Genomic DNA, 20,054 nt, shown 5'->3' on the forward strand with positions numbered 1-20,054 from the left:
TCTTCGGCCCGTTCGAGGGCGGCTGCATGCTCAACGTCTGTCGCAGAGACACCGCTCGGCCGGACGGGGTCAAAGTCAATGGGGAGCCAGCGGCGGCGAATGATATCGGCATCAGCGGTGGTCGCGTCACTCCGGGAGAGGCGTTGTTTGACGCGGTTCGCACGCCGGGAGAGGAGGGCGGGGTTCACCTCGTTCAGGGTGACATAGCAGCCGTGGACATCGGTGAAACGGTTCATCGCCGCCACCCGCTCTGCCATCACATCGTGGTCGGTGAAGTATCCGCTGTGCACGCCGCCGTCAGCGAGGGCCCGGAGTTCGACGACCGCACCCCCGGAAAAAAGCAGGGAGAGGGTGTCCCGTATCTCTTTGGGATCTGCGGTCATGCAAGGCCCTCCGTGCAGTCGGGCATCGCGGGGAAGAGCGGGGGGGATACGTGAATTTCTGAGGAGATGGTCTGCGGGATGGGGGAGAGCGGGACGGAGTCTGCTTTGATGGGGGCAGGGGTGGGCATGCATCCTGCGGCCCGTTCCGGTTCCGCTGATTTTTTCTGTCCTGCCGCCGATTGTTCCGTGGCAGTTCCTCTCAAACCTATGTGGGAGCATGGTTTTTTTGCGGGGCTGCCGTTTTCTATTCCGGGTTGTTTTCCGGTTTCGGTTCCGGATTCTGTTCCGGTTTTTGTTTTTTTGATTTCGTTCATGAAATTTATCTCCTGTGCACGAAACACATAGTATCCACTATCGTATGTGGGGATAGCAGCGGGGCATAAAGAAGAAGTCTGTGATGGTATGACACCCATGCACACTTCTGCCAGTCGTTTCCCCGGTGGCGACTGACGTATGAAACTATTACTTTGGGTAATATTAATCTGTCCTAACAACGGATGATTTCCGAAAAAAAGATCGGGGATCGGATCATGTGCTGGGCGTGAATGATGCCTGACCGTGGAAATAATTAGATCACATGCATCTCCCTGATTTGTGATCTGTTTTCGGGTTTTGTTTTGGCGTTTTGGTCAGTCTTTTATTGGGTTTGTGTCTGCGGGTGCGGGTTGCATGGGTGTGCTTCCCTTTTTGGCATTACCCGCCGTGAATTTGGATATAAATTGTTGATGACGGTATTACTGCGGAATCACTGTATGAATATATATCATTTAGATTGTCAGTGATACTTCATTCTGACTTTTAAAAAAGGGAAAATTGTTTTGCCATAACTCATTTGAATGATCTATTTCACCATGTGATTATTTATGAAGTTGACTGTCTCATCAAAGGCTTTAGGGAGTGCCCTATTCACCAGCGAATCTGACAAATAAAGAGTGTTACAACTATTCTTTGGAATTGCCCACATCGCAGGATATATTACAAATTTGGCAGATATTTTGGGTGAATTAATTGAAATCCATTCTTGTTCAGGTTGAAATTGAATTTCAGAATGATCGTCGCCAAACAAACGTTCGAGTGGGGAAATAATCTCATACTGTCTATCGATGCTCAAGGGTTTTGGAAGAACGCCATATCTACCCCAGTTAAGGAGAGCAAGTGCGGCAAAACGATCCAATTTTTCATGAACTCTCTGGTTCCAGTAATGTTTGAGACATGTGTGACACGCTGTAGTACAAGGGTTTTCTTCATCACAATTCAAAACATCCTGAACATTCTCAAGTAACGGATCGATCATTTTCCGAAGGCCAGTTGCATATCCTGCTCCACTTGACAGACTATCATAGATGAAAATATCAACAAAGGTTTTAGATCCAGTTCCATGAATTCTGTGACCACCTTTAATGTCATTGAAATCAACGTCCAGAGTACGACTTGCAGCAAGTAAAAACGCCTCGGAAAGTGTTGTTGCAGCGTTTGAAATCCACATCCCAAGGGGATTTGTATTAATTCGAGACTTGTCCAACTCAAACTCAAAGACAATCATATCTGTTGCAAAGGTGTGGCCAAGATACAGATTTATTGGATTATGAGAACACTTCTTTGAAGTCATACCCGGGATTGCGTATGGTCGATCAATATCCTCCAACATTTTCGATCCGGAACCTTCACCAGTAAGTTGTTCTGCAACCTCTGCAGCACCACACTTCTGACACACATTAAATCCACGTCCTTTCACACCCTTGTTAATGATCCTGATCTTATCGGAACGAACTGCTGCCATTATGTGCTGACATCCGATATCCTTCATGTCCCTACGGTCAGGCGTTGCAAAGTAGCATGGCTCCTCTGCATATGACTGTTCAAATTCCGCGTGTGCTTCAGGAATTGGCCTTCCATTTACAGGAGCAAAACCCCACGGTCGGAGCAACTTCTGTTTTTTGTTTTCAGAGACAGGTTTTCCACAGAATGGACATACTCCATCCATCGGATAGTCTGTATCAGTCCAGCCACAATAGGGATCTAGACAGAGATACAAATCCGACAGATAATTTGGATCCTCAAAATATGGTTGTGCCTGATTTTCACGTTTATTGCCTTTTCGAAACTTTGAATGGAAACTGTAAATTCCACCAACTTTGTAGGTTTCTTTATTCACAACGAGAACTTTTCCCGGGGCATACTCACTAATCGCAATGTCAAGTGAGCGGTCTGGTCTTTGGAGAATCTTATTTCCATATATGTTCTCAATAAAGAATCCTACTACATCTTGTGGGAAAGAGTAGGTTGGTAAGATTCCCTCAAAACTCAAATGATCAAGAAGACTGGTTTTGCGTCCTTTTTCAACCTGTACCTCATGCAGTTCACGATTTTTGAACACATCATCCCGGATTCTCTGTAATTCAGGTATAAGTCCTTCTACAAATTCTTGATAATAACCGGCATCCATTTTTTCAGCGGAAAAAATGCTTGCCTCAAGTTCCGGTTTGAACCGGAATGTATTCAGAAAATCTATGAAATTATCATAGTAGTTATCAAAGAACGATAATACCGGATATTCATACAAATCAGTCCCATTTTCACTCAAAAATTCACTTAATATGAGCAGATTTACATGACGCTGAAGTAGTGTGAAATTATCTACATCTATCCATGGACTACTGGCATCTCCTGAAATAATTTTATCGGGATGAGTGAAGTACCACCCATCATGGGGGCCATTATGAGCATAGGTTACGATGGTTGAAATTGATGTTCCCCGTCTTCCCGCACGTCCGGCTCTCTGTTGGTAGTTCTCCCGCATCGGGGGAACATTTCGAAGACTGATGGCAGTCAAGGAACCGATATCAATACCCACTTCCATCGTTGTTGTACAGCTCAGTACATCAACCGGGTAATCATCGTCAAACAGAAGATTCTGGAACCGCATCTCGTAACTTTCCGTTGTAGACCAGATGTCATTCTGTTGATCTTTGTAGGAAAGTTGTGCCGTATGCTCTTCAGTATTAATGGTACGAATCGATTTCCCAGAACCTTCAGTGATCGCGTCAAGAACAGGATCTCTCCAGAACTTGTAGCGTTCAATATCCTCCTCACTCATGTGATAGACATCAGAGGAACCACAATCAGCACATTTCCCAAACAGAGTATATGGGAAAATATTAGAACATGTTCTACAACGGTACCAGTTATGGTTGTCCCTGAATTTTAACGCAATTTTATCCAGGACAAGGAAATAACTACCATTTTCCCCCCCATTTCCGCGACGAAGGAACTTTTTGAACAGTTTAAGTAAGATCCAATTAATCTGTTCCCTAGTATATTTCTCCTCCAGGACACTCTTGAATCGGGATGAAATTTTATTTTGGTCTTTCTCTTCTACACCGAATCTGCCATACTTACGAAGGGCAATATTAAACCGAATTTGATCAGAAATTCGGGTTCCGATAGCATATGAATTTGTACAATGATACTGGGCCCATGCGGCAAAAAGGGCAATAAACTCCTCTTCTGACATCTCAATATCATGTTCCTCAAATGATTCAAGACATTCTTCAATATCATCCTTGTAGCAAGGTTCCATCCAACCCAGTCCAAGATCTGTCAAAGACCTGAAAGACGAGCAGAGATTTTTCAGGAGTTGTTCTGAAAACAATCCGGGTATATCATCAAAATCTTTGACAAGCCGATCGTATTTTAATGATTTATTACCTTTTTCTGCTTTTTTGATAGCACCTTTGATGATTCCCAGATCTTCTTTAAAGCGAGCTTTGTCCCCCCCATAGAACAGGCGTAAATGATTGTGAGATGCGATCTCCAAAAATGCAGGATAGAGCATTTCAAGTGTCACAATATTTCCCGTTTTTTCAGCCCACTCCTGCAAATGGATAGCCGCCAGAACCAAAACAGCTCTTGCAGCATAAGCATCTGCCGCCCGGGTCATATCTTTGGCAAGTACAGCAGCTCTTTGCCTGCTGTCAGAAAATATCAGTACTTTTCTCCCGGCATTTGGTTGTTGTTTGAGTTTTTCTTCATCAAATATTGTAGGTGGCTGTACGGACAATTGTGATGAGACAATGTTGTAAAACGGCTCATTTCCTTTCGTAGAAAAATCCGAAAACGAGTAGTACGTCAGCCTTTTTTTACATTTGGGACATTTACTAAATGTAAACTGATCCGGTTTTCCTTTTACCGGATTAAGAGAATAACAAACCTGTAGGAATTCATCTTCTCCAGCATGAATGTTGGTGAAATGGATGAAACCGGTCTTTGTATCAAGCCATCCACTACGGATCTTTTCCTTTCCCTCATTCACATACCCATTCTTTGGGACGATGTAAAGATGTACTTCCTTCAATTCATCTCCAAATACCTCGCCCGGAGTGCACCAAAGATATTTCATTTCCCAAGGATTTTGTGGTGCATTTTCCACCGAATCTTCTGCATTATGCAAATATCCTTTGATGAACAGGGCTCCACATCTTCTATCGTTGATTAACTCATAGATCTTCCCACCACAAGAACAGGTATCTCGTCCATTGTCTGAGTAGATCTTCCCAAGTGTGATGCCGTCACCGGTGTGTTTTTCTGGACAGTTCGGATTTGTACAGGCGTACAACCCCTGTAGGCCACGGAAAAACATGTGAAGTCGTGCAGGGAAAAGAACCTGCCCGTCTTTTTTGGCAAGTGGTAGAAGCGAGAGAAGAACCTGTGTTGCGGGAAGTGCAGTTTCGATGTCATTATCTGGGAAAACAATTTCTGCAAGTTCATTGATCTCGGTAGCGTTCCCGGCGGTCTGATTTATTATCCGTTGAACTGGACCATATTTCGGCAATGTTTCAAACAACCATGCTTCCAGTTCTTTGATTGTATCATACGGGGGTCTGGTTCCGTCAAGTAACCGGAAGAATTTGTGGACTGCCAATATCTTTGTCGTATCATCCAGTTGGAAATCATCCAGGGGGAAGTCACGAATCAGTTTTGCAGAGATATCAATCGGATTTGGGGAATTATACTCTTTGTTTTCTCCAACAATTATCGAGAATGTATCATCTTCGCATGAAGTAATCTCCCTAAGAAACTGTTTAAGTTCGATTTTACGATCCTCATCATCAGCCGGAATACTGGCACTGGTGAGGATAAACCGGACTTTATCACGTGTAATTCCCAACTTGTACATTAACCGACGAATGAGAAGGGCAACCTCTCCCCCGGCAGAACCATGATACATATGTGCTTCATCGATGACTAACAGAAGTTTGTTCTCGGGAGACTCGTTTAACCAATCGCGGGTATTCGACCAGAATGGCTGTTCAATCTGCCGAATCAGCATGTACTGAAGCATCGAATAATTTGTGACAAGAATGTCAGGACAATTATCCTGCATCTCCTTACGTGTGATTAATTCCGCATCACGTAACGTTGTTTTATGGACACCCTCATTCAGATTTGCAATATAGGTTTCCAGATCATATTTTGAGGGATATTTACCCATTGATTTGAGTTCCGCAATCAACTCAGGGCTATGGTTGATCAGATCACATTCCAGCGTTTTAGCCAGCTTTGCATCCTTTTCTTTCTTAGGCTGACCCGGGTAAGGTGTTCTGCCAGTATACATCCCAAACTGGGGAGAGCGGCTGTTTATATCACCGGCATATTCAGTAAAAAGTGTGTGAAACTCTCCATCGTAATCCCCAATCATTTTTCGCAAACGACCGATCTGATCCGCGACCAGTGCATTCATGGGGTAAAGTAACAACGCCCTGACACCTCGTTTATTCCAGGAATCAGGACGTGTTTTTGCTTCATTTGCGAGGTTTGCAATAAGGGGCCACATGAAGCACTCAGTCTTACCAGAACCGGTGCCTGTCGTTACCAGAATGTCATTTCCATGGTAAAAATCCTCAAGCGCTTTTACCTGATGAATGTAGGGAACCTGGAAAACACCCAAGTTTTTGTCACTCATCTGGCAAAGAAAATCCTTGATATTTTCCGGGATATCAGCATCAACCAGTCCGTTTTTTCGTAACTGGTATGTCTGATTTGATTCAATGTAGGGATCCTTGTAGATGGAATCTTTTTCATCCAAAAGATCTTTAGATGCACTCAAAAGAAGATCATTCTCACCAAAGTATTGTGCCTGAATGTAGTCCTTCAGTTTTTCAACAAGTTCACGGTGTGTATTTTGAACACTGTATTCAGCCATTTTGTATCACCTTAATATTCAGATTTTCCAGAAGTTTGGTAATGATTGGGAGAAAAACCGGTGATGTAATAAATTCAGTTCTGTCCAGAATGTTACGAACTGGCCATGCAATCATGTAGAATAACATACCTTCTCTCCCCGGAAGAAAAGAGTTCAACTTGATTTTGATTGCGTCATCGTAGGTTGTTATTCTGGCATGTTCCGGATTTTGACTCAGATATCGAAGACCATACATGAATCTGCGAACATCCTGCATCTTTATGATATGACCCGGAAATGCAAGGGCAGATATCTCTCCATTCTCTTGTTTAGCGAGTCCATAATCAAAAATATTATTCCGATACACAGTTCGTTCCCAAGGATGACAGAGCGATTGTTCCCATGATTCAGAAAATACCCGCCCCGATGATGGATCAAAATACTTTCTGACGTCGGAAATGGTGGAGTTCAGTGTGAATTTTCCCTCAGCAAATCTGCTGTACTCAAGGACAGTATCTTTCGCATCAATTTGCGGTATCAAAAAAAGTTCTTCAAGAGAATACACATTCAGTTCAGAAATACTATTGACATACCATCCAAGACCATGTATCTCCCCATCTTTTCCAAATGATGTCCCACGTAGCAAATATAAATCTTCAGCAACTTTTGCGTATTTGTCAGGAGGTAACTGAATGGTATTTTCAGTTCCGGAGACCAGAAACCCTGAAAATTCCAGTCTTTCCTGAATTTCTTTTGTCGGCTGAATGTCTGGTTTATTCTTAGGATAAAACCATTTTTCCACGTCCGGATAGAGATCTAAATATGTGGAAAGGATGAGATTACATTTTCTGGTCACGTGATGTTTTGTGTAACGTGTATCTCCTGCATCACATCCCTCACCTTCAACCTCAATACTTCGATCCAGGACTGTTGTTTTCGTCCACTCCGAAATGGCGGAGTAAAGTATTCGGGCAATATAGGCATTCTCGTCTTCACAGGAAAACCGGGATATCCCCATCCCTTGCGCCATAATTTCATGGGGATCTTGTCCCATGAAATTATTCTCCTCCAAGAAGTTTCTCTACGATATTTTTGAGGTCATCTCTGCTAAGATATTCTAATCTCTGATTCAGTTCATCCGTAGTTCCCAGTAATTTGCAGAAAGTTCCAAGCTCCAAAATAAGTGCAGCATCTTCATCTTCTGTGTCTTTTGTTGAAACCGCAGAGAATATCGCCGTTCTGGTCAGATTGTATCCATTTGTTGTATTCGTTCCACATGAAAGATCAGCAATCCTCTGATACCGATTCTTTACTTCCTGTGGGTTTCTTTCAGCAGGTGCCGCTATGGCACAGTTACCAGAATCCAGGACATCTGTTGTAATGGAGGTGATCACATCTTCAGAATTGATGAGGGCCATGTATCCCAGTACACTTGGCGGGAGTATTCGCATTGTTTCTGCGAAATCAAGTGAAAAAATAAGATATTTTTCGGGATTATCATCATGAATATCCCTTGCAAGATGCGTATAACAGTATTCGTCAATGGACCCAATTACATTTTGAAGAAGAACAACATTGCCGCAGGTATTTTTCACAGCATTTAGCAATGATGAATAGTCGTTGTAACCAGAAGGGACTGATATAATCTCAGGAGTTTGTGAGCAGAGGGTAACTGAGATGGCTTCAGCTATGAGATTTGTATTACATCCTGTAAGGAGGAGCGGAGTCCTCGTCAGATATGCTCCTGCGATGAATTTAGCAAGGATATTTGTATATTCGTTCTCAACCCCAACGTTCGAGAGATTATCACTCAGATAACCAACCAATTCACCAATATCTGTAATTTCAGACGGGTCTGATCCATATTCTTTGGCTGGTTGAACAAACAGACCTGAATTTGATGAGGAGGCAACACTTATTTTTTCAGGGACTCCAGATGGCACCATACCTTTGAATAATGCCAGATCTCCAAGGAATTTTCCGGGATTCTGCTGAATATCACTGATTTTCAGTTCGCAATAGGTCTTTAACTGTTCATTTATTGCTTCTAAAGCTTGTTTGTCCTGCTCAAGTTTAGATAATTTTTCCCGAATGTGTTGTTTATTTGAAATATCATCCTGCAAATTTTTCTTCGCTGCCTCTAATGAGACCAACTCATCCTGAAGATTTTTTGATTTCTCATGGAACGATTGAAGATCTTTTTGGATTTCATTCTGTTGATCAACTCTAAACTGTTCACACTCTTTATTGAGTTCCTGCAGTTGTTCCTTTTTGAAGGCGGCGATTTCCTCAACAGCACTCTTTTTTAGATCTTTTTCAAAATCTTTGAGTTCCAGTTCGATCTGGCATTTCAAGTCAGCTCTTTCTCGTTCACCTTCAGATTCAACAATTTTCTTGAGTAATTTTAATGATTCAGTTTCAGCTGTTTTCTCTGCATTTTTCGCAAGAATATCACCATTAAGACCCTCTATTGCATTCGTTAGAGTGGCAATTTCAGCTTCTAATGCCTTTTTTTGCTCAAAAAGTCCCTGATTGGCTTCATGTTGCATTTTCGCAACATATTCTTCATTGATCTTTGGGACGTGTGCAATAACCCCTCTTACAAACTCCTCAATTTTATCGTCTGTGTTGAGATATGAGTTTATGATCTCTGTTTGCAATTCAAGCCGTTGCTTACTCTCTGGGGATACTGTAAAAATTGGTTGTAATTTTGAATTTGACAGGGATTCAGTGACAATTTCATTTACCAGTTTTTTCTCATCCTCGGAATAGTTCAAGCGAGTGGCAATACGGTAAAAATATCTTGCAAAACGGGCTGAATCAGTATGGAGTGACAAAGAATCCAACTTATCATTTTGACTGATTTTCATCTTGGTGTAGATGAGTCTTCGGGTCAGGTCTACGGAATTCTCTGGAAATGAATCTTTATATTTCAAATCGAACGAATCAATAACATCAGTTCTTTTGATATTGTATCGATTCAATGACTTTTTATCAGTTACAAAGAGCAACTGGTTATATCGTAGACAAGATGTTGCTTTATTTATTTCAGCACAGAAGTAATCGTCTTCATCGTAATCATAGATTACAAGGAGGTTGTCTGAAAACGTATCCGGAACAACAATTCCATTTTCCAAGAGACGTGCAAGCTCATCATCAGAACCTCCCACTAACCTCTGATGATCTGATGATTCTGGTGAGGACTCTGGGTTTTTCAGGAAGATGAGTTCATGATAAGTGTATTTACATGGAATATGCTTAAAAAAAGCTGAATAGGGGGTAGCATTACATTTCTCAGAATTGGGAATATCTCCCCATATCCAGAATCCAACATCATCATGTTCAGATTGGACGGGATTTTTCTCCAGATTAACTGGTATGAGCATGGGTTCCTCATCTGGATCAGAGTATATTTTCCCGTGAGTATTAGGTCGGGATTTTTTCCAGTCTTCTGTGGATATATCTGCGATCCTTAAGATTTTGATGTCATCGTCACTAAACTTCACCGAAATTCCGATGCAGCAATGTAAATTGGAATATTTTTTTAAATTAGTCATTACTTTTCAACTCATCAGAAGAATTCAGAAATAAGATGGTCATATGCGTGTTGTGGGATTTTCCCATATTGTAGTGCTTGGCGAAGATAGCTACTGACTTTTGGATAATTTCCAAGATTACTCAGAATATATTTAGTTTTCACGGGCGTTGGCATAAACGTGCCTCCCAACAGAACAAGTTTCTTATGAATCTCCTCGTCGTTATTTACCGAGTTACTTATTACTTTCTGAATGCGTTTTGGAATACCTACCTGATAGACTACATCCATTCCGTGGCGTACACAAATACAATCTCCTTTAGAAAGGTCAAAAAATTCAAGAATAGACATTTCATTCCAGTGAATGTTTTTCAGTTGTCTTTCAGAATAATGATAAATGTTACACTTGCTGTCCGATTTAAAGGATAAGTATGGCTTCTCTTTGAGGAAAAAATGGTCGCCATTTTCAAGGGGTTTTTTCTCGTATTCCAGTGTAATTTCCGGGGGAAGATACTGAAAGATCTCTTCAGGACATTCACATGTGAGGTGTGATTCATATTGTCCAGAAGACGATGTTATATGCATGGAACTCTTGACAGAGGGGGACAGTAACCATCCAGCATTAATTCGATTTTTTGGAATAGGTAGACAAGATTGTGTATCTGTTTCCTGATAATAATCTGATTCGTCGGATCTTTGCGCAAGACTGAGGACTGTTGTTGGTTTACGGTAAATTTGCCTGTTTCCAAACTGCACATGGGGAGGCCAAAGAGGAGTTAATGGGGGATGCCACTCAATAAGTTCGACTCTCATTAAGTCTGCAAATTCATGGGCATTTTGGGTGACTTTAGTAAACTGCACTCGGTAGATCGTCCATTTAGATTCATATCCAAAGGTTCTACCCTCCAGTTTTCCTGCAAACTCATATTCGAGAAAATCGTTATAACTATCCGGGATTTCAGTGGCTGTTGCAAAATAATAGTATTTGTCTGTGGTAATTTCTCCATAATCGGATATACCCCGAGCATAATCTTTGCTATATGCAAACAATGCACCAGATTCCGGGAGTCCGGATAATTCTTCATCCCAGATATTTATTATATTGTCACTGACTGAACATTCACCATATTTGAGTGAATAATTGTCATATATCCACATCAACCGAATGAAAGTGGTTTCTCCTGAAATTACCTGATTAATGAGGAGTTTGTTTTCTTTGAGTTCCGCATTGTTCGGATTGATAATCTGTATTACAAGATGTTCATTTCTGGCGACTACAACAGTCTCCTCATCCAATGGAGGGAAACCAAGAAAAAGTCCAAAGGTTCCCCCGCTCTTCGAAATATAAATCCGTTTTGAACGGCGACCAGATTTACGCAACTCCTGATATTGTTCTGCATATTTGCTATCTGAATAGTTGGGACAATTATGAGTATTTGGATTGTTTGGTGTATGTCTAAAATAGATCCTCTTCAATGTGTTTATGAATATAACTGGCTCCCTACACTCAGGACAAATTAATTGGCTATTTTGGAGATTTTGAATGTATCGTGCATCTTCAGGATCTTTAGCATAGATCATATCTTCAGATCCAAAACGTCTCTTTCTTATTGCATAATCCACATAAAATCCCCTTAAATAAGGAAATATCTCTTCAACCAAGATATATATTCTGAATTTATTCTTAACTCTCAATTCCCTGAACACATTTTAAAATGAGAAATAACCGTTTGATCAAAATAGAATGATTATATATTTACTTTCAATGAATGTGCCCCCCAGTCGGGAACTGATATTCCAATCTACTCTAACCGATCCAGAAGCCATAACTGATCTCATATTTGACAGATCAGAATGGACACATTTTGTTCCACATGGAACATATTTGAACCAATTGATAAAAGAGAGAATGCCTGTTCCGGGCCTTCCCTGACTTCACACCATACAGCCGAGGAGTATGCATATTGAGAAAAAATGATGGGTATTACCGACCCATTGCCGAGAGATGGATATGATGTGTTACTGACTCGCCCATGGTAAATGAAATATAATGTTCAAGTATGCAGCCCCCCGGTGTTGTGGTTCATTTTTGTTGAGAGATCTTTATTCCATGCCTTCAGGCGTATCATTCTCCAGATTGCAGCGCTCCGTTCTACCGACCCGCCCCACATGTATAAGAGTACCCCGCCTCCCTAATCATCCGGTCAAAGTCACTTTCATAAAATCTGTCCTGAACAATACGGTACTTCTCAAATTCATTTTCTGCACATTCCTTTGCCTCCTCTGCTGAAACAGTGCCACTGTTTTCTAAGAGGTCCCGGTCGTCAAACAGAAGGAACTGGTCAAGACGCTTTGCCCAGTCCTCCATGGTCATCGGGATGTTTCGTTTTGCCCGTTCTTCTGCCAAATCAAGCCAGGCGTTTACGATTCGCCCCAGTGAATCGAGCTCATCGGAAGTCAGGTAATTTTTGGCAACCGCAACATCCGTCTTCAGGATTTTGCCGTCAGGACTTTTTTCCCAGGTGGAAAGGCCCATGTGCTCTTTGTTACTGTCTGCACGTTCCCGGATGAGTTCGGCTGCAGTGTGCCCGGGGATGGCAAAGTGGAGTTTGTTCTGGACTTTTGCAAAGAATTCGCGGGTTGTGGGTGCATGCGGGTTATAGTCAAGGCTGGTGGCATAGATGTCAGTGATCTTCTGATAGAACCGCCGTTCACTGAGTCGTATCTCCCGTATTTCAGCAAGGAGGCGTTCAAAATAGTCCTCCCCAAGGAATGTCCCGTTCTCCATCCTCTTGTTGTCGAGAACATACCCTTTGATGGCAAATTTCCGCAAGACCTGCGTTGCCCATTGGCGGAATTGTGTGGCCCGTTTTGAATTTACCCGGTATCCAACAGAGATGATCGCATCGAGATTATAGTGTTCTATGGTGCGGGTGACAGTACGCTTCCCTTCAGGTTGAACTATCCGGAAATTCCGGATAGTTGCGTCCCTTGACAGTTCCTGTGCTTCAAAGATGTTTTTGAGATGTTCACTGATTGTCCGCACATCGACACCGAAGAGGGCGGCCATCATTTTCTGGCTTGTCCAGATAGTCTCATCCTCATATCTGACCTCAATAGACCCTTCACCGCCCGTTGCAGTAAATATCAGAAATTCAGCGGTGCTGTTTCGAATTAACGTTCTTTCATCTCTGTTCATAGCTGGTTTCCGTTTACAGACTTTATTCAGATATCACGACAGAAATAGATTTGTCGCACCCCTGATATTGACATATTCAGACTGATAATAAACAGAAAACTGCCCCCATATTCTACTCATTCTTTTCCCATTCAAGAATACGTCGATACAGAATATCATGAATCCAAAAACCGCCCTGATTACGCAACAGGTCCATCTCCTCCTGCACTGAAGCAACATGTCCTTCTTTCTTTCCCTGCATTAAGAGACCTATAATTCCTGTGACCGGAATATTGTAGAGTCCTGCGATACGTCGTGCTTCTGCTTCATCAAGGAGTAGTATATCTGGTTTGGTTTCAATGGCAAGAACAATACTCTCCGCTTCGCCTGCATGTAAATCCTGTTCAAGCAGGTGTACTAAATCAGTGTTTACCGGTTCCCTGACAGAGATCCATCCGGAATCGCGGGCTTGCCTGATTTCAGCTGCTCCCGGACGTGCACCACCTTCTTCAACAACTTCACGCCATACGGCCGGAGGTATACATATCGATGAAAAACGGCGGAGTATATTTAAACGACCAATTGCCGAGAGGTGGATAAGAGGCGAAGAATTACTGACCGCTTGTGGCATATGCAATATCCTGATCGAGTTCATCGTCTGCATAGTGGCGAGGAATCTTCCGTGCTCCAAGCAACGCCTCCCATTCCCACCGGGTCACTCCTGCAAGATCACATGCTTTCCCGGAAGAGAGAATTCCCCGCTGGTAGAGTGCCAGAGCAAGTTCCTGTTGAAGTTCGGCCTGGATAGTATCAGGAGGGAGACGGAGTGCCTGGACGATATCGAAAGGCACCTTAATTGAAATGTCAGACATTTTTACGTCACCTGATGAATAGGGGTTAGGCGGAGAGATCATATAATACCCGCGCTGCATCTATTTTGCCACGCATGGCAGCGCGAATCACTCACCCGTAATATGCATCCGCCCCTCAGACCCGTCCCGATACAGCGTCGCGACTTCCCCAATCACCACAACCGCCGGGGGCTTCACGCCCGCATCTGCTGCAACCTCCGCAATCTTATCAAGAGGTGCACAGGTCACGCGCTGGTCGGGCCGCAGGCCGCGTTCAATGATCGCCACCGGTTTTTCCGGTTTCATACCGCCTGCCACAAGGGCCTCGGAAATCTTCGGGAGGTTTTTCACGCCCATCAGAATGACAATCGTCCCGGTCGTCTGCGCCAGCCAGTGCCAGTTAAGAGCGGACTCCTCTTTCGTGGGATCCTCATGCCCGGTGAGAATCGTCACCTGGCTCGCCCACTTCCGGTGGGTAACAGGGATGCCCACGCATTCGGGGACGGCAATCGCACTCGTGACGCCGGGCACCACCTCAACCGGGATGTCGTGTGCCCGCATCGTCTCCATCTCCTCACCACCACGACCGAAGAGGAAGGAGTCACCCCCCTTCAGGCGGACGACGTGGAGGCCTTTCTTCGCATACGCGACCATCAGATCTTCAATATCATCCTGTTCGAGCGTATGGGACGAGCCGTATTTTCCCACATCAATACATTCAGCCGTCTTTGGCAGGGAGGCAATCACCTCAGCGCCGGGGAGCTGATCATAGAGAATGACATCGGCCGCGTCGAGCACCTCGCGTGCCCGGATGGTCATCATACCCAGCCCTCCGGGGCCGGACCCGATAAGATATACTGTTCCGTTCATGATAATCCCAGAGTCTGCCGGGCCTCTTCAATCAGGTCCCGGCCAATATTATGCAATTTTCTGCCGATGAGACGGCCTTCCTCCACCGAATCGCCATTGTCCTCTACCCGTTCGTAGCGGCTGCCGTCAAGGGAGAGGACTTCCGCGAGAAGGAACCCATCCTCGCAAAAGACGCCCTGCGGTGTGAAACAGCCGCCGCCTATTTCCTCCATCACCGCCCGTTCAACCTCAGTATCCTTCCGGGTCTGCGCATGATCCAGAACCGCAAGCTGTTCAGTGAGTACCGCATCATCCCGGCAGACCACCGCGATCGTACCCTGGTTGGGTGCGGGCACAAACCACTGCGGCAGCAGCTGTGTCCCCGGCAAATCAAGGTGCAGGCGCTGCATCCCCGCCTCTGCGAGGACAATCGCGTCATACTCACCATCGTGCAGTTTCCGCAGACGGGTGTCCACATTGCCGCGGAGTTCACGGACTTCAACATCCAGACTGCTCCTCAACAGCTGGGCACGCCTGCGTGTGGATGACGTCCCCACGACACGGATATCCTCGATGTCGCACTCGTGCACGAGGAAGTCTGCCGGGGAGTCACGCCTGAGCACCGCTGCCGTGCATAGACCCTCCGGCCGGTATGCCGGTATGTCCTTCATGCTGTGCACCGCAAAGTCAATCTCGCCTGCGAGGATGGCATCATCCAGAGCCCGGACAAAGATGCCCTGCCCGCCCACCTGATGCATCGGCACCTGGGTGCGGGCGTCACCCACCGTATTTACCTCGGTGACGGCCGTCTCAATGCCCAGTTCTGTGAGCATTCCACAGACCCTTTCCGTCTGCGCCATCGCGAGGCGTGAGCCACGCGTGCCTACGGTCAGAGGCATGTGCTGTAGGCCCCGGCAATCGCTGCCACATCTTCCTCAGTGTGCGCCACAGAGAGGAAATTGGTCTCGAACTGCGACGGCGGCAGGAAGATGCCTTCTTTTCGCATCTTATTCCAGAAGACCGCGAATGCCTCGGTGTCGCTCTGCTTAGCCTCGCGGTAATCTCTGGGCGGTGTCTTGCGGAAGAAGAGTTTGAACATCGAACCGAGGCTCACAAAACCGTCCGCCTTTGCGGAAGGAACGGACTCCTGAATAGTTCGTGCGTTCTCCGCGAGCGTGGCATACACGCCGGGGTGGTCCCGCAGCTGCTGCAGGCAGGCAATACCTGCCGAAAGTGAGAGGGGATTGCCGGAGAATGTCCCTGCCTGATAGACAGGGCCTGCCGGTGCGGTCAGCGCCATGATGTCGCGCCGCCCGGCAAAACAGCCGATGGGAAGACCCCCGCCGATGATCTTGCCGAAGGTCGTCAGGTCGGGTGTGATCCCATACTTCACCTGTGCACCGCCGATGCCCAGCCGGTAGCCGGTGATGACCTCATCAAAGATGAGCAGGACATCGTGTTCCTGAGTTATTTTGCGCACCTCTGAGAGGTAGTTGTCATCCGGGAGCACCGGGCCCACATTGCCGAGCACCGGTTCAAGGATGAATGCCGCCACATTCTCATTATTATCCAGCAGTGCAGACAACGTTTCGGTGTCATTGTAGGGCACCTGCAGCGTGTGGCGCACCACATCCGGGATGACCCCTGCAGAGTCGGGCACGCCCATCGTGGTCGCACCGGAGCCCGCCTTGATCAGCACACCATCATGAGCACCGTGGAAACCGCCCTCTATCTTGATGATGTCCTCACGACCGGTAAAGCCGCGGGCAAGGCGTATGGCTGCCATCGTTGCCTCCGAACCACTGGAGACAAAGCGCACCATATCAACGGACGGGTGATCCGCAATGAGCATCCGGGCAAGTGTCAGTTCCTTCTCCGCCGGGGTGCCGTAGAGCCAGCCGCCTTCGGTGCAGGCGCATATGGCCTCACGCACCGCCGGGTGGGCATGCCCGAGAATCAGGGGGCCGTAGCCGAGACAGCAGTCAATTAACTCCTCGCCGTCCTCGGTTAAGAGGCGCGAACCCGCCGCCTTCCGGGTATAGAAGGGATACGGCTTTATCGCACGCACCGGACTGGAGACACCGCCGGGCATCAGGGTCTGCGCCTCAGAGAAGAGTTCCTCACTTCTCATTTCAGCCACCCCGCTGCATCCCGTGCATAGTAGGTGATGATGAGATCAGCACCGGCCCGTTTGATGGCCAGAAGACTCTCCAGTGCCACCGCCTTCTCATCAATCCAGCCGTTTGCTGCTGCCGCCCTGATCATCGCATACTCGCCGCTCACCTGATAGGCTGCAACCGGCAGACCAAGGGAGCAGACCGACTGCAGTATGTCCAGATACATACCGGCAGGCTTGACCATCAGTATATCAGCACCTTCTTTCAGGTCCAGCTCGGACTCAAGGAATGCTTCACGCGGATTGGCCGGGCTCATCTGGTAGGTCGTCCGGTCGCCGAACAAAAATCCGGAATCTGCTGCGTCACGGAACGGCCCGTAGAGGGCGCTTGAAAATTTCGTGGAATACGACATGATTGCCGTATCCTCATAGCCCTCGCAGTCCAGCTCTTCTCTGATGGCCATCACCATACCGTCCAGCATACAGGACGGGGCGACGATATCGGCACCGGCTTTGGCATGGGATACTGCTATCTGCGCCATCAGTTCAAGGGACGGATCATTCAGGAGGTCAGGCCCGCATGGGGTCTCCCCGACGATACCGCAGTGGCCGTGGTCGGTATATTCACAGGCACAGACATCGGTGATGACAACAAGTTCAGGCACCGCCAGTTTTATTTCTCTGACCGCCTGCTGGATGACACCCTCCGGGTTGTATGCCTCTGTCCCCCCGGCATCCTTTCGGGCGGGGATGCCAAAGAGAATGACGGCATGGATACCTGCCGCGGCAATCTCTTTGGCCACCTCTGCGATCATTGTAAGGGGGTAGCGGTACTGCCCCGGCATGGAGACAATCTCGGCGGGTGCTAATGCGGCCTCGTCAATAAAAAGCGGGGCCACCAGATCATCTCTACTCAATACAGTCTCCTGAAACAGGGGCTGCATCGTCCGTTTTCTCAGTCGTCTCAATCGTCTTTCCGGAAACATTCGTTATCTCCTGCAGTTACTGCGTGCACCAGGGCCTGTGCAGATTCAAGTTCACCGCTCTCTGCGCACCGTCTCACGGAGAAGGTTACGTCATTGAGCAGCTTCTTCACAAGCACCCGTGACAGGTCATCGATGATCTCTTCAGCAGATGCACCCGATGACCGGAGGCGTGCGGCTGCTTTGTCGCGTTCACGGCACCGGATCATCTCTGCCCATGAATGGAGATGGGCGAGTACGTCACTGGCGCCGGTCCGGTTGAGGAGGGTCACAAACTGCATCAGTTCAGCGTCCAGGAATGCATGCGCCTCTTTTGCCTCCTCTTTCCGGCTGTTCATATTATTCTCACTGACGGTGCGGAGATCGTCGATGGTGAAGAGATACACCCCGTCAATGTCGCCGACAGCCCCCTCTACATCACGGGGCTGGGCAATATCGATGATGACAAGCGGCTTTCTGCCTTCATCGAGCGGCCATATGCGGTCCCGCATCGCATCGCATACCTCATCACACCGGATGATGGGGTGGGGTGCTGCCGTACAGGAGATGATGACATCTGCAAGAGCGGCATAGCGGAAGAGTTCGTCCAGGCGGACGGCCTTCCCTCCCACCAGTTCCGCCAGTTCCTCAGCGCGGGCAAAGGTACGGTTGGTGACGTAGATGGCGGTCAGGTCCTTTGCCGCCAGTGCCTGGGTGACAAGCGTGCCTATCTCACCGCCGCCCACCACCAGAATATGGCGGCCGTCAAGGCTCCCCAACAGGTCTTCTGCCAGTTCAACCGCAGCGGAACCGATGGAGACAGCTCCCTTGTTGATGTTCGTACGGCGTCGCACCTCTACGCCGACGTGCACCGCCTTTGTGATGCAGCGCTCCATGAGCGGGCTGCAGGTATCGTTCTCGCGGGAGAGGGCGAGGGCCGCTTTCAGCTGTCCGAGTATCTGGTCCTCCCCGACGACCATGGAGTCCATCCCTGCAGAGAGACGGAGCAGGTGGCGCAGGGCATCCTCCCCTTCCAGCATCCGGAACCCGTCCCGCCCCTGTTCCCGGAGAAACGCCTCTGCCATACAGGCATCCCCTTCCACCAGAAACTCAATCCGGTTGCATGTCTGGAGCAACAGTGCGCCTTTAAACCGTCCCTGTGCGTCTGAAAGAAGTGCCGCCTCATCGGGAAAGCGGAATGACTCCAGCTCTGCGATATCGCTCCCGTGATGGCTGATGCCTGCGATGGCAACCGATGGAATAAGTCCGTTCTTCATAGATATTTCCTGAGGGCCTGCTCTTTTGCCTGCTCTGTGCCGTGGCGGAGGGCATCCCACATCGCGGGGTCATCAATAACGGCATTGAGAATCCGCGAGCGTGCCCGCTGGTCTGCGACCGTCTGTTTCAGGTCTTCGCGCAGCGCCTCCTGCAGACGGACCATGCCGTCGATATCCCCGCCGTGCTCTTCAATGCAGAGGCGGAGACGGCGTGCCATGGCGGGACTGCGGCCGTGGGTGGATATCCCTATACAGTAGGTATCCCCCCGCACCACGGACGGGATGATAACATCCCCCTCCTCTCCTCCCGCATCATTCACATGCGCACCGCACCGGCGGGCCAGACGACCGATTCTCTGGTTTATGTCCGCTCGTTCAAGGGCTGTGATCACCAGAAAACTACCGGAGAGCAGGGAACAGATCTCATCGTCATGCATTGCAGCCAGATCACACTCCACCGTCTCCGCGGGAATTTCTGCAAAATCCGGGTGGAATGAACGACTGAGGACCACCACATGCGCCTCATGGGCAAAAAAACGTGCCTTGCGGGCGCCAACCGCACCGCCGCCTGCAATCACAACCTTCGCACCCCTGAGGTCCATCATCAGTGGTATCATGCCTGAATAGCATTGATGCTGCACGCATTTAACCGTATCACCTTTTCATTCAATAGTATGTCATAAACGGGCCGGATCACCGGGATTTCGTTCTACCTGCGGTGA

The 20,054-nt window shown here is 47.2% G+C and carries 14 protein-coding genes and 1 pseudogene; all 15 read right to left on the minus strand.

Translation table 11 applies throughout. The features are described 5' to 3' along the window. A pseudogene (locus tag MKMG_RS03820) lies at nucleotides 1-383 on the minus strand (hypothetical protein); the annotation flags it as partial. Next, nucleotides 380-697 carry a hypothetical protein gene (locus tag MKMG_RS03825; RefSeq protein ID WP_165075817.1) on the minus strand — a complete coding sequence of 106 codons (318 nt, stop codon included), beginning with the start codon at nucleotides 695-697 and terminating at the stop codon, nucleotides 380-382. The pseudogene MKMG_RS03820 and the gene MKMG_RS03825, both read right to left, overlap by 4 nt. Nucleotides 698-1,224: 527 nt before the next feature. Continuing rightward, entirely contained in the window at nucleotides 1,225-6,585 is a 5,361-nt protein-coding gene (locus MKMG_RS03830; protein WP_165075819.1) for a DEAD/DEAH box helicase, read from the minus strand. After that, the gene (locus MKMG_RS03835; protein WP_165075822.1) at nucleotides 6,578-7,618 is read right to left on the minus strand and encodes a hypothetical protein; all 1,041 of its coding nucleotides are present in this window, start codon (nucleotides 7,616-7,618) and stop codon (nucleotides 6,578-6,580) included. Before MKMG_RS03835 ends, MKMG_RS03830 begins: the two co-directional genes overlap by 8 nt. A 4-nt stretch (nucleotides 7,619-7,622) precedes the next feature. Further along, nucleotides 7,623-10,121 (minus strand): hypothetical protein, encoded by a 2,499-nt coding sequence (locus tag MKMG_RS03840; protein ID WP_165075824.1) that lies wholly within the window; start codon nucleotides 10,119-10,121, stop codon nucleotides 7,623-7,625. A 14-nt stretch (nucleotides 10,122-10,135) separates the two neighbouring features. Then, entirely contained in the window at nucleotides 10,136-11,794 is a 1,659-nt protein-coding gene (locus MKMG_RS03845; RefSeq protein ID WP_165075826.1) for a hypothetical protein, read from the minus strand. Between the two features lie 457 nt (nucleotides 11,795-12,251). Further along, nucleotides 12,252-13,298, minus strand: a complete 1,047-nt coding sequence (locus MKMG_RS03850; RefSeq protein ID WP_165075828.1) for a virulence RhuM family protein — start codon at nucleotides 13,296-13,298, stop codon at nucleotides 12,252-12,254. A 112-nt stretch (nucleotides 13,299-13,410) separates the two neighbouring features. Next, entirely contained in the window at nucleotides 13,411-13,908 is a 498-nt protein-coding gene (locus MKMG_RS03855; protein WP_165075830.1) for a DUF3368 domain-containing protein, read from the minus strand. Continuing rightward, nucleotides 13,889-14,149: a UPF0175 family protein gene (locus MKMG_RS03860; protein WP_165075832.1), complete on the minus strand. Its 261-nt coding sequence runs from the start codon at nucleotides 14,147-14,149 to the stop codon at nucleotides 13,889-13,891. Before MKMG_RS03860 ends, MKMG_RS03855 begins: the two co-directional genes overlap by 20 nt. A gap of 87 nt (nucleotides 14,150-14,236) precedes the next feature. Next, complete coding sequence (gene cobA / locus MKMG_RS03865; RefSeq protein ID WP_165075834.1) at nucleotides 14,237-14,998, minus strand: uroporphyrinogen-III C-methyltransferase; 762 nt, start codon at nucleotides 14,996-14,998, stop codon at nucleotides 14,237-14,239. Then, on the minus strand, nucleotides 14,995-15,876 hold the full coding sequence (hemC, locus tag MKMG_RS03870; protein WP_165075836.1) for a hydroxymethylbilane synthase: 882 nt from the start codon (nucleotides 15,874-15,876) through the stop codon (nucleotides 14,995-14,997). Before hemC ends, cobA begins: the two co-directional genes overlap by 4 nt. Continuing rightward, nucleotides 15,867-17,108 (minus strand): glutamate-1-semialdehyde 2,1-aminomutase, encoded by a 1,242-nt coding sequence (hemL, locus tag MKMG_RS03875; protein ID WP_165075838.1) that lies wholly within the window; start codon nucleotides 17,106-17,108, stop codon nucleotides 15,867-15,869. Before hemL ends, hemC begins: the two co-directional genes overlap by 10 nt. Next, nucleotides 17,105-18,079: a porphobilinogen synthase gene (gene hemB / locus MKMG_RS03880; protein ID WP_165075840.1), complete on the minus strand. Its 975-nt coding sequence runs from the start codon at nucleotides 18,077-18,079 to the stop codon at nucleotides 17,105-17,107. Before hemB ends, hemL begins: the two co-directional genes overlap by 4 nt. Continuing rightward, nucleotides 18,058-19,332, minus strand: coding sequence for a glutamyl-tRNA reductase (gene hemA, locus MKMG_RS03885; RefSeq protein ID WP_165075841.1), 1,275 nt, complete (start codon nucleotides 19,330-19,332; stop codon nucleotides 18,058-18,060). Before hemA ends, hemB begins: the two co-directional genes overlap by 22 nt. Continuing rightward, nucleotides 19,329-19,949 carry a bifunctional precorrin-2 dehydrogenase/sirohydrochlorin ferrochelatase gene (locus MKMG_RS03890; protein ID WP_165075844.1) on the minus strand — a complete coding sequence of 207 codons (621 nt, stop codon included), beginning with the start codon at nucleotides 19,947-19,949 and terminating at the stop codon, nucleotides 19,329-19,331. Before MKMG_RS03890 ends, hemA begins: the two co-directional genes overlap by 4 nt. Between the last annotated feature and the right edge of the window lie 105 nt (nucleotides 19,950-20,054).

It is taken from the genome of Methanogenium sp. MK-MG (assembly GCF_009914725.1).
GTDB lineage: Archaea > Halobacteriota > Methanomicrobia > Methanomicrobiales > Methanomicrobiaceae > Methanogenium.